16 protein-coding genes and 1 pseudogene are annotated in these 13647 nt (G+C 38.7%); 9 read left to right on the top strand and 8 right to left on the bottom strand.

The annotated features are described in order from the left end of the window. Positions 1-68: 68 nt before the first annotated feature. Positions 69-1346, bottom strand: a complete 1278-nt coding sequence (locus tag A6K76_RS05910; protein ID WP_066463058.1) for a sigma factor-like helix-turn-helix DNA-binding protein — start codon at positions 1344-1346, stop codon at positions 69-71. Between the two features lie 533 nt (positions 1347-1879). Here A6K76_RS05910 and A6K76_RS05905 point away from each other — a divergent pair. Next, the gene (locus tag A6K76_RS05905) at positions 1880-2233 is read left to right on the top strand and encodes a hypothetical protein (protein ID WP_066463056.1); all 354 of its coding nucleotides are present in this window, start codon (positions 1880-1882) and stop codon (positions 2231-2233) included. Positions 2234-2427: 194 nt separating this feature from the next. Here A6K76_RS05905 and A6K76_RS05900 read toward each other — a convergent pair whose 3' ends face one another. The 3 genes from A6K76_RS05900 to A6K76_RS05890 are packed head-to-tail and all read right to left on the bottom strand — an operon-like array spanning position 2428 to position 3860. After that, positions 2428-2961, bottom strand: a complete 534-nt coding sequence (locus tag A6K76_RS05900) for a hypothetical protein (RefSeq protein WP_066463052.1) — start codon at positions 2959-2961, stop codon at positions 2428-2430. Continuing rightward, entirely contained in the window at positions 2954-3487 is a 534-nt protein-coding gene (locus A6K76_RS05895) for a hypothetical protein (RefSeq protein ID WP_066463051.1), read from the bottom strand. The genes A6K76_RS05900 and A6K76_RS05895 overlap by 8 nt, the downstream gene beginning before the upstream one ends. Positions 3488-3506: 19 nt before the next feature. Beyond that, positions 3507-3860: a sigma factor-like helix-turn-helix DNA-binding protein gene (locus A6K76_RS05890; RefSeq protein ID WP_066463049.1), complete on the bottom strand. Its 354-nt coding sequence runs from the start codon at positions 3858-3860 to the stop codon at positions 3507-3509. A 281-nt stretch (positions 3861-4141) separates the two neighbouring features. Between A6K76_RS05890 and A6K76_RS05885 the strand changes: the two genes are divergently transcribed. The 3 genes from A6K76_RS05885 (at position 4142) to A6K76_RS05875 (ending at position 7032) form a co-directional block, all read left to right on the top strand. Further along, the gene (locus A6K76_RS05885; RefSeq protein ID WP_066463047.1) at positions 4142-5275 is read left to right on the top strand and encodes a hypothetical protein; all 1134 of its coding nucleotides are present in this window, start codon (positions 4142-4144) and stop codon (positions 5273-5275) included. Positions 5276-5336: 61 nt separating this feature from the next. Beyond that, positions 5337-5864 (top strand): hypothetical protein, encoded by a 528-nt coding sequence (locus A6K76_RS05880; protein WP_066463046.1) that lies wholly within the window; start codon positions 5337-5339, stop codon positions 5862-5864. Positions 5865-6168: 304 nt separating this feature from the next. Then, positions 6169-7032: a coiled-coil domain-containing protein gene (locus A6K76_RS05875; protein ID WP_066463043.1), complete on the top strand. Its 864-nt coding sequence runs from the start codon at positions 6169-6171 to the stop codon at positions 7030-7032. A 50-nt stretch (positions 7033-7082) separates the two neighbouring features. Here A6K76_RS05875 and A6K76_RS05870 read toward each other — a convergent pair whose 3' ends face one another. Further along, positions 7083-7445, bottom strand: coding sequence for a hypothetical protein (locus A6K76_RS05870; RefSeq protein WP_139108651.1), 363 nt, complete (start codon positions 7443-7445; stop codon positions 7083-7085). Positions 7446-7747: 302 nt separating this feature from the next. Here A6K76_RS05870 and A6K76_RS05865 point away from each other — a divergent pair, with 302 nt between their 5' ends. Continuing rightward, the gene (locus tag A6K76_RS05865; protein ID WP_066463040.1) at positions 7748-8356 is read left to right on the top strand and encodes a transglutaminase-like domain-containing protein; all 609 of its coding nucleotides are present in this window, start codon (positions 7748-7750) and stop codon (positions 8354-8356) included. 213 nt (positions 8357-8569) lie between these two features. On the opposite strand, the gene A6K76_RS17015 is transcribed toward A6K76_RS05865, so the two are convergent. After that, on the bottom strand, positions 8570-8695 hold the full coding sequence (locus tag A6K76_RS17015; RefSeq protein WP_245671962.1) for a DUF3600 domain-containing protein: 126 nt from the start codon (positions 8693-8695) through the stop codon (positions 8570-8572). Positions 8696-8752: 57 nt separating this feature from the next. On the opposite strand from A6K76_RS17015, the gene A6K76_RS05860 reads away from it, so the two are divergent. Then, positions 8753-9217, top strand: coding sequence for a hypothetical protein (locus tag A6K76_RS05860; protein ID WP_066463039.1), 465 nt, complete (start codon positions 8753-8755; stop codon positions 9215-9217). A 38-nt stretch (positions 9218-9255) separates the two neighbouring features. On the opposite strand, the gene A6K76_RS05855 is transcribed toward A6K76_RS05860, so the two are convergent. Further along, positions 9256-10194, bottom strand: coding sequence for a ring-cleaving dioxygenase (locus A6K76_RS05855; RefSeq protein ID WP_066463038.1), 939 nt, complete (start codon positions 10192-10194; stop codon positions 9256-9258). 195 nt (positions 10195-10389) lie between these two features. Next, positions 10390-11328 carry a hypothetical protein gene (locus tag A6K76_RS16495; RefSeq protein ID WP_083995300.1) on the bottom strand — a complete coding sequence of 313 codons (939 nt, stop codon included), beginning with the start codon at positions 11326-11328 and terminating at the stop codon, positions 10390-10392. A gap of 415 nt (positions 11329-11743) precedes the next feature. Between A6K76_RS16495 and A6K76_RS05845 the strand changes: the two are divergent. The 3 genes and pseudogenes from A6K76_RS05845 to A6K76_RS05835 all read left to right on the top strand — a co-directional run. Beyond that, a pseudogene (locus tag A6K76_RS05845) lies at positions 11744-11959 on the top strand (hypothetical protein); the annotation flags it as partial. A 73-nt stretch (positions 11960-12032) separates the two neighbouring features. Continuing rightward, positions 12033-12266 (top strand): hypothetical protein, encoded by a 234-nt coding sequence (locus A6K76_RS05840; RefSeq protein ID WP_066463034.1) that lies wholly within the window; start codon positions 12033-12035, stop codon positions 12264-12266. A gap of 130 nt (positions 12267-12396) precedes the next feature. After that, positions 12397-13608, top strand: coding sequence for a type I restriction endonuclease (locus A6K76_RS05835; protein WP_066463032.1), 1212 nt, complete (start codon positions 12397-12399; stop codon positions 13606-13608). The last annotated feature ends 39 nt before the right edge of the window (positions 13609-13647 follow it).

The following is a 13647-nucleotide window of genomic DNA, read 5'->3' as shown; positions in this document are numbered from 1 at the left end:
CTTTCTCGCTACCCCCTCACTGCCACGCATTTATTAGCGGACGTTTCGCTAAACTTTTTCATAAAGCCTTATATATCAATGGATTGAAGCTCTTTTACTAATTGAGATACTCGACCTTTCGATATCCCTAGTTTTTCAGCAATTTCCTTTTGTTTTAAACCTTCTTTTACTAACGCTAATACATTATTTATGATTTCTTGTTTCGCACGTTCTCGGCTTGTTAGCCCGTCTTCTGAACGTCTTCTTTCACGATGCTGTTCTGTATTACGTCGTTGCTTCTCCGTCTTATCAATGATCGACTTTAACTGACGCTGCTCATCTGTCGTAATTGCCAATAACTCAATCAACGTCGTGTTCTTGTAGTTATAGCCTTTCGAAATGTCCTCTCGGTGACGTTCATACGCCTTAAACGTCGATTTCACCACCGCCTCGACTTCTGGCTTCGGTAACGGTGTACGAAGTGCCTCGTTGAACTCCATGATGAAATTCCGCGCCACGTGATAATTGTTATGTACAAGGAACATTTGGTACGCATACACATGGAGAAATGCATTGCGATAGCCGTCAATGTCATAGTCACGTAGCTTACACAGCGTTTTAAGGTCACTAGCACGTGCCACAGCAAGCGTAAAATAATTATATAAGTATTTCACCTTGCCTGTTTTCTTTCGCTTCTGTGACGGCTTTTGTGGCGCATTCAGATCAATCATCAATGCCTCATTCATGAACTGCTGCAAGCAACGCATCGTGTAAAACTTTTCACTGTAGTTTAAAATGCGCACCGTTTGCCCGGTTTTCGTATTGATGGACGTTGGCACACGTAACACACGCACCACATCTTTTACCTGTGGATCGGCACCTAACTCTTTCAACGTGTCGATTAAAAACGTTTGAATGTGGCCAAATAACTTCAACACCTGTTTATATTTCGCGGGCACACTCTCAATTTGCCAAAACAAATACATGCCCTGCCCCGAATGCACAATAAACGTGGGCTCTAATAAACGCTCTGTACGCACTAAAAATTCAATTGCTTCCAGCGTTTCCTCAAACGATAATGCATATTTATAAAAGTCTAGATCCACATAAAACGCATTAATATGGCGCGCATTCTCTGCTGTTCGGTGCGGCTTGTAGACGGTATTTGGTGTGTAGTAACAGTCGATGTCGTCTTGCTGCACGATATAGTTGTGCCAAATATCAACGGGATAGTGCTGTTCTTTCCACCCTGTTTTACTACGTGTCGCAATCGTCACGTAGCCATCAGCGCTTGGATGAACAATGTTTGCCCAATCGATTAATCGTAAATCGTGTACGAGTTTTTCGTGAATGTGTGGTAAGCCCATGTCGCGTTCTCTCCTTTAGGCGTAAAAAAAGCAAACGAAGACAACTTTTTCAGTCGTTTTCATTTGCTCTCTTTTCTTCTGCTGAAACGCTTGTTTTTAGGCAAAAAATCCTTTAAGATGGGCTTAAGAAAACGAACGAAGGACGAGTTCGATCGTTTATGAAGCTACCTGGAGCTACTAGTAGGGACGGCAATCCCTTTTAGCGGCTGTGATGGATAGCTTCTTTTTTTTACGCTCGATTTTTAATTACTTTTCATACTAGCGTTCTCACGCACATCTGACAAATATTTTTCAAATTCTCGCTAAGAACAGGAGAATCGGCGTGAAAATGCACCTTCCCAGACATACACCGAAACATCTACACATATTTAAAATTATGTGGACATTGAAAGGTACGTCTAGATTTAGCTATAAAAACACTAAAAAATTATTAAGAAGTTCGTATGTTTTCAGCTTTTCGTTGTCTGGATGCCCTTAATAGACCTTTAATATCTTTTATATGTTAAAATATTGAATAATAGGGGGTGTAAGTATTGACTACTGTACGTACTACTATGCTCGAAACTGTTGACGGCGAGCAATTTCATTCACGCTATCATCTGCATAATTCTTCGTTTTACAGAATGAGTGAGAAGGTCATTATTTCTATCAAAAACGGTCGTCAAGGCATTGATGTTTTTGTTAAATCAAATGACGGCATCTACGATTTTGTTGGAGATGTCTCCTTCGATAAGTCAGATTCTCTAAAAGAAACTGCGAACGTTCTTTTTCATTCAAAAGGTATTAACGGATTCCGATATGACGGTGATACAATCATCGACATCGAACTAGATGCTAAGAAAGCTCGCGAGTACAAAGAGAAAAGTTTTTTTGATTTAGATTTTTAATGTTTATAAAAAGATGCCTTTTAACTAGTACTTTAATGTGTCTTTACACAAGCAGCTGGAACATTCCTTGTCTCAGCTGCTTTTATTCATTCATAATTGACGAGGAAAACCATCAAAATGAGGGAAAGACAAGGTACTTTTTCATTTTAAAGTCTTAATGCTTATAAAGCGACGTCTCTACCATTAAACATATGTCACATCCTTTTTAATGGTAATTCTTCTACTAATTCTCTACATAGCTTAAATACAGTGTGTAAATCCACTCTGTGTTTTAAATCTAAAGGCCAATGGCGTCCATGTGCAAACCAATGTCTATATGTCAGTAGACCACTAAATTTATTAATCTTACTTTTAAATTCCGGATGGTGTTCTTTCCATATTTTCAAAATTTCTTTTTCTAGACTTGGTTTCAACGATGTAATATTCTCACGCATTTTTCTACTTAACGGATCTTTTAACTTTTTTCTTGTACGAGTTTTAAAATCAAGAAAGAATAATGCTTCCATGGCTGCAATTGAATTAAAAGCAGTACTTTTATCATTTTCGTCACATAAATATTCAAAATAGTCATTTACTTCTTTTTTACTCATCCCAACAAAAATCGGATCTGGGTCCACCGTTTGAACTGAATAACCTAAAACAAGCTTCTTATGATTATTAAGACTAGAATCTATAACCTTCCATTCTTTAGCCAATCCTTCTAAATCCTTATTTTCCAAATTACTCATCAGAAACTACCGAAAGTAACGCAGAATAAAAATTATCCGCATTTACCTGTAAATAGTCTCCATATATTTCATCAGGTGCTAGTCGCCAATTCCAATCAATCGGCTGTTTACTTTTTGGCATAGAACCTTTGGCTTCTTCTAGTTCTTTTTTAAATTTAACCGTCACATTTATACGGTCCTTTGATAATAAAAGGAATTTCTTTAAACCATACGGTCCTTTTAAATCGATTCTTCCCTTAGCACCGATTAGCATCGTACCAATTGGCTCTAAAAATACTTGATATCCACTAATTCCGATTTGCATTTGTCTAATGGTATAACTCTCATAAGATTCTTCATGTAGAGTAATATCATTAAATTGATAAGTTACTTTTGCTCCTAAAGGTTCAAGCCAACATTCTACATCCTTATAAAATTTATCTACATAATCAATCCACTCTTTTTTTTCATTTTCCCAATTGAATACATCATTATTTTTTTCATTCTCATTCTTATTTATAAAGTCTTCTAAGTCTTTTAAACTCATACTCAACGCTCCTTTTAATTTATACTTCTCTAATTAACTTTGAAACAAGAGACTGCGAGATATTTAAGCGCGCCGCAATTTCTCTTTGTGTTAGGTTTAACTCGTTATATAAACGTAACACTTCATCTTTGTAATCAGACTTTCTAGAGAATATTGGATATTTAGTTTGAGTAGTAGTCTCTCCTATACCTTTTTCAGCTGTAAGTGTTATAAAATAACCATTCTGTTTACCACTCATTGTAATAGTTTGCTTTTTTTCATCATAGTTAAAGGACCCTGTCCCTTCTTCAAATTGATTTAAATAATTAGTTATAAGTGGCAATACAACTTCGTCTCTCTCTTCTTTCTTAAATATTTTCATCTTTTTTTCCATAAAAACCTCTTCCCTTCTATTGGAAATTATAATATTACAACTTGTCATTACAGACGTCAACATCTCTAGATCACAAAAAACAATGGCAGTTATCAAATTCCTTGAAAGAGGGCTCATTAAATTTTTGCGAATTATCAATGAGAAGCAATCTGATTAACACTGGTTAGAAAAATCTTGTTTTCAAAAAACATTGATTTTAAAGGGTTTATGTTTTCACAATACACAATAGTAATAACATAAGAATCTACGTATCATTATATCTATAAAGGAGGATATAACATTTGAAAACATCTAGAAAGCATAACTATATATTAGTGCCAGACTTTTTAAACTGGGATTTTACAAAAAGAGAAGGTGTAGAGAAGATGGTCGTTACATTATATAAACAAAAAAGACTTGATCTGCTAGTTAGTTTGTTTAGATTTTTAGAACCTAACTCTAACTATTTAATTGAACATAGAGATACGTCTGGTGAGACTAAGAATATTTTATTTGAATTTTATTATTCATATAGTTCCCAAGAAAATAAATGGGTTGAAGATGAGAAACTTACTGAATACCATCAAAAAATAGATATTAATATCTTTAACTCTCATCTAGAGAAACTAATAGAAATACAAACAGAATTAAATGATATTTATACAGGAATTAAGAATGCTGAAGAATTAAATCAAAATATTGTAAATGCTTTCGGAACTGATAGTTCGCAAGATGTGCAAAAAGTTTGGCAACAGCATCAAAAACTTTATAATGACGCTCATGAAAAAATATATTTTGAAATACAAGACTCTTTGAGCGAGCAATTAAAAAAAATAGACTGTAATTATCTTGAAGAATTAGACGAAATTAAACTTACAAATGATTACTACAGTGAAAATTTTTCACTAGAAACTGAGGTTTTAAAATATATTCAACATCAGGAATCAATAACTAAATCTCAAAACATCCCTCCATTTGATTTTAAAAAATACAAGGAGATCTTAGAGCTTCAGAAAAGCCCGCATTTAGATACAAATAATCAAGATTACTTGATTGCACAATTTGCTGGCGATAAAACATGGAAACTTAAAGAAAAGTTACGTGAAATAAATTATACGATTGGTTCACCTATACGTAATCCAGTTACAGGGGTTTGGAATTACACAATAGATGACACAAAGAATTTTATCGGTATCTTATATTCACATCTCCTTGAGTATGTACAGAGTATGAGAGAACATCTAGGTTTTCTACCTAAATGTTCATGGTGTGGTAGATCGTTTCAACCTACTAGCCAACAACTACGTAGATTAAAAGAAAATCACAATGTGTATTGTTCTTATGATATTGATAAAATAACTGGCAAATCGATTTGTCAGATGAAAGGTACTGCTAATAAGCAAAATCAGAGACGAAAAATAAATAAACTCAATTAATAGACACGAATTTTTTGAGATAATTTCTTGAATACGAATACAAATATGGGAGGAATAAGTCATGTCTACAAATAATGAAAGAAAGAAAAGAAAGAGAAATAATCAACGTATTATCGATAATTTAAATACAATACTTTCAGAAGATTTTTTAAAAACTACAACAAATGTATCCCCACAACCTTTAAAAGTTATCAGCAACGCAGAACTAGACTCTATAGCTAATAAATTAATCGATTTAAAAGGAGAAGAAAAAGAAATTTATCTTAATAAATTAAAACAAAGAACAGATGCTATTTATTTAGCACAAGGCTTAATATTTTCTTTCAGCAAAATTTTAGACAATTACAAAGACTTTAATAAAGATACTTTAGAAACATATAAACAACATTTAAATCATCTTCATAAAAAGCTAGAGAAAATCAATGAAACTGATAACCCTGTGGAAATTAATAATATTTATGCTTCTTTAAATGATATTACAAATAAAATACACATGATAAATAAAGATCAAAGAAACTTTTGGGCAATTGCAGGTGCTGCAGTTGGAGCTACCGCAATATGGTTAGCCAAAACTGCATTAAAAAGATGAACACTTTTTACTCATTTAACATACAAAAAAGGCTCCCAAACTTGCGTTTGAGAATCTTAGATCAAGCAGCTAGACATTCATTGTCTCGGCTGCTTTTTATTAATTATAACTGACGAGAAAAATCACCAAAATCAACGCAAGACAAGGCGCGTTTTCGACTGTTGAATACGTTAACATTTAAATGTGATTTCATTGTATTTTAACGATGTTTGGTTGGAATATTATAAAGTTAACTAGTTAACATATTGATAAATCAGCACTTTTAAGGTACGATAAAATAAATACATGATTGGAGTGAATGAATATGGCAGATGTAACATTAGGCTTTAAAGTAAGCGAAGAAGTGAAAGAACGTGCAAAACAAATGATTGAAGCGTCAGGCTTAAGCGCAAAAGATTGGATTCAATCAGCGATCACGATGTATGAGGCGAAAAATGTCGGCATGGAAGCACCTGAGTTTGTGACGAGCTTACATGAGTTAGAAGTACATACGACGCGCATTCACGAGCTAGCCGTTCATATGGTGCAACAATCGATGCATTTAAAAGACCAAGCTGTTCGTGAGGCGCATAAAGAGGCAGATCGTAAAGAAGAATTAGTCGCGGAACTACAAACGAAGCTGCGTGAAGTAAAAGAGCAACTACAAGCAGTACAAGAGGAAAACGAAACATTGCGTGAAGCATTGGAACAAGCGACGACACAAGCAGCGGACTTCAAGCAAAGCCGCGACACACAGCAAACGTTAGTGAGCGAGCTACAAACGAAAGTCGCTGCACTAACAGATCAAGCACTTGCCTACGATGAGTTGAAAAAGTCGGTGGCGGCAAAAGAAAAAGCAGAAAAGAAACAGCAAGCCGAGCTACAAGCAAGCTATGAAGCACAGCTACAAACGTTACGAGACGAACAAGCAGCCGCGCAACAACAAGCACAAGCACAACAGCAAGCCGCTTCTGCTCAACTAAAAGAGCTTGAACAAACGGTGCAACAGCTTCGTCACGAACAGGCGCTACAACAAAAGGAACATGATTTAGCATTGCAGCAAGCAGTCATGCAAGCCGAACAAAGCTACCAGCAAAAATTGCAGGCGCATATGGATTCATACAACGACAAGTTATTCCAGCTCATGACGCAAAGACAAGAAAACGAAAAAGAGAACGACGCCAAATAGCTTCGTTCCCTACTACTGACAGCGTGGACGTTCATTCGTCTTCGCTGTTTTTAATTTGCATGCATCAATTTCGTCACGCCTCTTAAAACGAAACGAACAAGGAGCTGACCGATTAACAATGGAATCATGGTTAGCATGACAACGACGTCACGACCAAATGGCTTAAACCAGCCGCCGTCGTTCGGAATGAAGTACATCGCTAAAAGTAGCGAAAGTACAGCTGTTGCGACATTCGCAAGCAGCACCGAGCGCACGTTCATATCTTTCGCTAATGCTCCTGCTAACACGATATATGCAATTGTACCAATTAGTAGAAACGGCGCGTCCTCCCTATTGATGTGCTGCCCGTACTCATAAAAATGAAACAAAAACGGAGCCGGTATTAATGTACATATGAGCCATAACCATTTCACAATCATCACCTAGTTTCTTTTATTTTTTGACGAAAAAAGCTTCCTTACCAAACAGCTAAACAACTATAACCACGATGCGATTTAACGACACAAATGATTATCGTTAAGAGCGTGAGGAGCAAAATTGCATCGTGCATAGATGTAATAACGATTGCTTCCGTTATATATGCTTACTATATGAAACGAAAAAAATAGGAAAAAGTTTCCGTTACTTTTTATTTATTTACACCATTGTATTTATGTTTGCACAAGGTATAATAAAAATACATAAATAAGAATAAAAATTCAAAAAGAGTAATGTTATGCAGCTTATTTTACAGTGCAGTTGTTTAGACGATTACGTACAGGAGCTACCGGAAGTCAATTTCTCAGACGCCTCGATTCAAGCGCTAAGCAATGAGCTTTTTTGTACGGGGCAAAGTGATATTGAAAAGATAGAGTGTGCCTTTCATTTCGTGCGAGATCATATTGCGCACTCGTGGGACATTCAAGGAAGAAAAGTGACGCGCACCGCTTCAGAAGTGCTCGCGCATCAGCAAGGTGTGTGTTACGCAAAGTCGAACTTGCTTGCGGCGCTCCTTCGTGGACAAGGCATTCCGACCGGCTTTTGCTACCAGCGCTTAATGCTGTTTGATACGCCTGAAAAAGGTTATGCGCTCCATGCACTCAATGCCGTATTCGTGCGTCATTTGAACAAATGGATTCGCCTTGATGCGCGCGGCAATAAACGAGGTGTAGAGGCGGAATTTTCACTAAACGAGGAGAAGCTTGCATTTGTGGTGAATACAGCGCTTGGTGAAATCGATTATGATACGATTTTTGTAAAGCCAAACGTTAAAACGATGGAGACGTTGCGGCGCTGTGACGATGCGCTCACGATGTATATGGAGTATTTACCAGACGCACTATAACGACAAAAAGAAGGTGCGTAAATAATGGAGGCCACTGAAAAAGTCGATTCACCCTACATTTTCTAATAAATCAACTTTTATTCCATACAAAAACGCGAAATTCAAAGTTAAGTACAACGAATTTTCGCGTTTTTTTAGTTTTTCAGCAGCCTCTAAATAATGCACCTCCCTTTCCTCCGTTCCGTTTACTAAACGTCATGATGCGGGACGATATTACTTTATTTGCTGATTGTTTACGTAGTCCAAATAGTTTTGTGCTTGTGCGAAATCGTCCTGCCATGCAGTCGGTACGTCTTCAAGTATCGGAGCACTTGATGTTCCCATACACGTATTAAACAAACGAGCCACCTATTTAGCTGCAATTTCATGTAAAATTATGTTGAAGGGGGTTTAGAGATGAAAAGATGGTTATTACTTATTGCCGTATTACTACTCACTGCCTGCGCTAGCAATGAATACGACGGGGCTCCGCTAACAATTGCGGTCATTGGAGACATGCCTAACATCGACAACGAGCATATTACGTTCGTGCCGTCGTCGCTTCAACAATGGACGGTTGATGCAGATGCGGCTATTATTACAAAAAGCGCGTTCGATGAGGCTTCAGATGATCGCTATATCGACACGTATAAAAACAGTGACGTGCCGATTATTTTTTTTGATTCGCCGAAGCGGCACTTTCCGTTCGTAAACGAGGGGCTTACATACAGTGAGGAGCATCGAGAGGCATTGATTGACGGTTCGCATACGACGGTATATTCCTTTGATAAAGACACGGCAACAGAGTATGCATCGTACTTTTTCGTTGAAGATGACGAACAGGCGATGTATGCGAAGCTATTTGAATATGTAGCGAAATGAAAAAAGCGAGCGACCGGTCATACGGCAGCTCGCTTCGTTTAACGTAATGGACGTACAGTAATCGGCAGTAACGTCTGTTCTAGCTCGGCACGCTTTTCTTCATATTGCGCCGGTAACATAAGTGATGTACCCATCGTCTCAAATGATTCATCGTGTGCAAAGCCTGGTGTGTCGGTCGCAATTTCAAATAAAATGCCGCCTGCTTCGCGGAAATAAATGGCGTTGAAATAGTTGCGATCCTTCACAGGCGTTACCGCTTTTCCATGTTGCTGAACGTGTGTGCGCCACTCGGCATGATCCGCATCGTCACTCGCACGCCACGCAATGTGATGCACCGTACCAACACCCATCGTACCACGCGCCTCTGTTGTCATGCGCACGTCGATTACGTTGCCGATGTCGCCTGTTGATGCAAAGCGCATGTAATCATCCTCTTCCCCAACGTAACGTAAACCCATCACGTTCACTAATACATCGTTCGTCTCTTCTGGGTCAAGTGAATAAAGCACTGCCCCGCCGAAACCTTTAATGGCAACATCAGGTGTAACGCCGCTAAATGACCATGTATTTAGCTCGCCTCCTTCACGCGCAACAAGCTCCAATTGCAAGCCGTGTCGGTCGCAAAATTGCACGTACTGTTCGCCAAAGCGCGTTGCTTCCGTATACTGAACGTCAAATGAAGTAAGACGATCCTTCCAAAATGATAATGCATTTGCTGGTACGACAAATGTTGTGACGCCGACTTGCCCATCGCCAATTTCACCACGGTATGCATTCGGCCACGGGAAAAACGTCATAATTGTGCCTGGACGAGCCGCTTCATCACCGAAATATAAATGATACGTCGTCGGGTCGTCGAAATTTACAGTTTGCTTCACTAAACGTAAGCCGAGTACACCTGCATAAAAATCAACATTTTCCTGTGGCTGCCCAACGATCGCTGTAATGTGATGAATGCCTGCTGTTTGTTTTGTCATCATACCCGCCCCTTTAATTATCTTTAATTCGAGATAAATATAGCACGGACGAAGCGGCACTGTCAAACGAACGAAAAAGACACCCGTTGTGCGAGTGCCTTTCGTATTGACCGAAGTGTGTTGATACGCGGAAAATGAAAGAACGCGAACTGCGAATTGAATAGGTAATCAACACGCTTGATATTAAACGGTCTTTTACTCCCACAATGCCTCGCTATCGACAAATTCCCCTTGCTGTAAATCGTACGACTGAGCGGCGTCATGGAACGTGAAGTACGCTGGCAAGCTAAATTGTGCCCCACCTGCTTCTTCCCAGCATTTCGCAAACCATTCTGAAATGACGCGCTGCTCCACGTCGTCAAAACGTTGCTCCTCGTATTGCTCATAAAATTCGTCCTGCTGTTCATTTAACAATGAATAATACGCTACTTCTGACAGCACTTCCTCACTGCCTGCGAATACATCCGGCGTCGCGTCATTTCGGAACACTTCACCTGCATTTTTATCCATTGAAAACATCGTAATCGCTAACGTAAATAACGTCGGATCCGCAAATGCTTGGAAATCAACAAGCTCCACCGCCTCGTCAAAATTGTATGTTTGCACGTTGCGAAGCGTTTCAATTAGCGGCTCGCTATATTGCTGTAAATGTTGCTGGATCGTCGTTATATAATTCTTTTCGGTCATGATTGACACTCCTTCTTGTTCTTTTTGTAAAGCAACCCATATAAACTGCTCATTGGGCATTGGAATAATGATGCGATCCGCACGCTTGTCTGCCTCATCATCGCTCAGCCCTGCTAATAATGAGTCGCTACCGTTAAATGAACGACTGTCAACATCGACACTAAATGCTTCCCTTACGTACCAGCCGTTATCGTTCACAACAGTTGCGACGAAGTATTGCGTGTCGCCGCCAAATACGTACAATGTTTCAGCGTCACTGACATTATGCGTGCCGTACACATTCGTCGCCAAAAATGTATCTTGTGCCGCTTCAAACTGCTTGAATGCTTCGTCCGCTGTTGCTGCTTTTACAACAGTTTCCTCAGCTGCTCGTGTGTCCACGCTTTCGACATCAGCGTCACAGCCAACGAGTAAACATGTACATGCGATGAATGCCCATTTTTTCATTGAAGTGCCTCCTTTTCATTTCATCATACCGTAATTTTCCGAAACTTCCGAATAAACCGGAACTTTTTTTGTAAGGAATCGCTCATTTATTATGAAGTGATGTTATGTGGATACTATTTGGTGCGTTAACGATATTGGCAACGATGACCAATATCGTGCTATACATAAAAGGAAAGAACAGGTCTGTTGATTAGCTATTTTTATACAGCTGAATTGCTTGTTTTTAGTAGCAAGACGGAGATGAACGCTGCATTTTTGTGGCATGGAGCGGGTGGCGAGACTCCTTGGGGAAGAGCTCGTGCCTCAAGACCCCGTAAGCCTCGACATAGGAGAGGCGCGGAGGCTTGAGCCGAGCCCCAGGAAAGCGAGCCACCATACGCGAAATGCCAGTTTAATGGCTAATCAACACGCTTGAGGAAAGAACTATGAACTTGCGATGGCGATTGCATTGTCGCTTACCGCATTGACGCTTTGTGCGGAATATCAGCTCATTGCGAATTGGGTCGTGCATGAAGATTGGGCGGCGCTGCTCGACGTAGTGCCAACGATGGAAAAAGTGTTGTGGCTATTTGTGATTGGCTCGATTGTCGTCAACGTCTTGCCTACTATACTTACATGGCGCAAACGATAGCTTTTTACTTTTCGAAAAATGTGTCCTATGCTAGCATAGATTGTGTGATACATATGAGAAAAGGGGAATGAATATGGAAATAATCGTAAACGTTGCAGACGATGAAGTAACAATTGACGGCTTCAAAATTTACGGACATGTGGAAGGCAGTAAACGCTGTGAAACGTGTGAATGTTCGTACATTTACTACGGTGAATTCGATTCGTATTTTTGCCCACAATGCAATACGTGGCACGAGCCAGCATGCAAAGATCCGAATTGCGATTACTGCTCAAAGCGCCCTGAAAAGCCGCTGCCACATAAATAAAATGAGCCGAGCGTACACGCGATGTGTCGCTCGGCTTTTGTCGTTCGCCCATTAAATTTTTATTATTTACATCAAATGGTTTAATTTAACATCATTTTACACTATAATGCAAGTTAAAGGAGGGATCGTGTTGAATTTAAAAGAAACGATTGATATGTTAAACAAAGTGATTGTCGAAAGTAGCGAATTGATCAAAAACGAAGAATCAACGAAGCAGTTTTTAATTTTGCCTTTTTTAAAAGGGCTTGGCTACGATACATATAGCCCAATGGAAGTAACCCCTGAATTTACGGCGGACTTCCATAAGAAAAATGAAAAGGTTGACTATGCGATTTCTTTAAATGGTGAGCCGAAAATTTTCATTGAGGCAAAGCCCATTCATACGTCACTTGTTAAAAATGCCCCGCAATTAAGTCGATATTTTAGCACGTTCCCAACCGTGAAAGTTGGCGTGTTAACGAACGGTATTGACTATCACTTTTTCACCGATTTAAATGACGCGAATATTATGGATTCAAAGCCGTTCTTTACGTTCAACTTAACGAACTATAGCGACGAGGATTTTGAGCACTTAATTAAGTTCTCCAAAAATTTATACGATGAAACGATGATTAAAGCGCTCGCAGAATCGCTTATTTATTTCCAGTCGTTTAAATCTGTCATTAAAGAAATTTTTGAATCACCGAATGACGATTTTATTAAGTTTGTCATTAAAGAACGGTTTAAATTTAAAGTGACGCAGCAATTTATTAATACGTCACGCCCACTCATTCAAAAAAGTATACAAGAAGCCGTATCAGAAATGATTGCAGAAAAATTCAATATTGAAGCGCCGACTTCTGAAAAAATGTTAGAGGAAGATGTGGCGATAGCAGACAAGAAAGTATATTATACGGAAGAACAAATTCATTCGTTAACTCGATCTGAGCCGTTTGATGGCATTACGATTACATTTCCAAATGCAGATGCATACATGTCGCTACTGAAGCTTACACCTGATGAATATACAGTGGAAAAAGGCAATCCGTTAAGTGATTTCTTTATTTCGTCAGTCGTGACACAAGGGAATAACATCGTCGGCTATTTAGTCGGTCAGTACATTAACAATAAAGAAGACGTTACGTTATATACAGTCAAATCTAATGAAATCGCCAAATTTTTAGATGAAAATCCAATTGTTAAAGAAACTGGTTTTATTAATGCACGTCTTAACTCACGCTTAAATAAAAAAAATAACGAAACGACGTATTATTTACGAAGCTGCTTACATAATTTATCGTTTCGCGAAATTCCAAATCTCATTTCAAAAGAAGCGACGAAATTTTTTGAAGTCGAGATGTAATAGAAAAAACGATTGTAGCCTTGTTAGCGTACAATCGTT

The sequence above is a fragment of the Caryophanon latum genome (genome assembly GCF_001700325.1).
Lineage (GTDB): Bacteria > Bacillota > Bacilli > Bacillales_A > Planococcaceae > Caryophanon > Caryophanon latum.
The sequence above is the reverse complement of the archived record's forward strand: the minus strand, read 5'-3'. Positions and strand labels throughout refer to the sequence as shown.

Bases quoted from the DNA above. Each gene is read 5' to 3' on its own strand.
- A6K76_RS05910 (WP_066463058.1), bottom strand. From the start codon at position 1,346: ATGGGCTTACCACACATTCACGAAAAACTCGTACACGATTTACGATTA.
- A6K76_RS05900 (WP_066463052.1), bottom strand. From the start codon at position 2,961: ATGAGTAATTTGGAAAATAAGGATTTAGAAGGATTGGCTAAAGAATGG.
- A6K76_RS05895 (WP_066463051.1), bottom strand. From the start codon at position 3,487: ATGAGTTTAAAAGACTTAGAAGACTTTATAAATAAGAATGAGAATGAA.
- A6K76_RS05890 (WP_066463049.1), bottom strand. From the start codon at position 3,860: ATGGAAAAAAAGATGAAAATATTTAAGAAAGAAGAGAGAGACGAAGTT.
- A6K76_RS05880 (WP_066463046.1), top strand. From the start codon at position 5,337: ATGTCTACAAATAATGAAAGAAAGAAAAGAAAGAGAAATAATCAACGT.
- A6K76_RS05875 (WP_066463043.1), top strand. From the start codon at position 6,169: ATGGCAGATGTAACATTAGGCTTTAAAGTAAGCGAAGAAGTGAAAGAA.
- A6K76_RS05865 (WP_066463040.1), top strand. From the start codon at position 7,748: ATGCAGCTTATTTTACAGTGCAGTTGTTTAGACGATTACGTACAGGAG.
- A6K76_RS05860 (WP_066463039.1), top strand. From the start codon at position 8,753: ATGAAAAGATGGTTATTACTTATTGCCGTATTACTACTCACTGCCTGC.
- A6K76_RS05855 (WP_066463038.1), bottom strand. From the start codon at position 10,194: ATGACAAAACAAACAGCAGGCATTCATCACATTACAGCGATCGTTGGG.
- A6K76_RS16495 (WP_083995300.1), bottom strand. From the start codon at position 11,328: ATGAAAAAATGGGCATTCATCGCATGTACATGTTTACTCGTTGGCTGT.
- A6K76_RS05840 (WP_066463034.1), top strand. From the start codon at position 12,033: ATGGAAATAATCGTAAACGTTGCAGACGATGAAGTAACAATTGACGGC.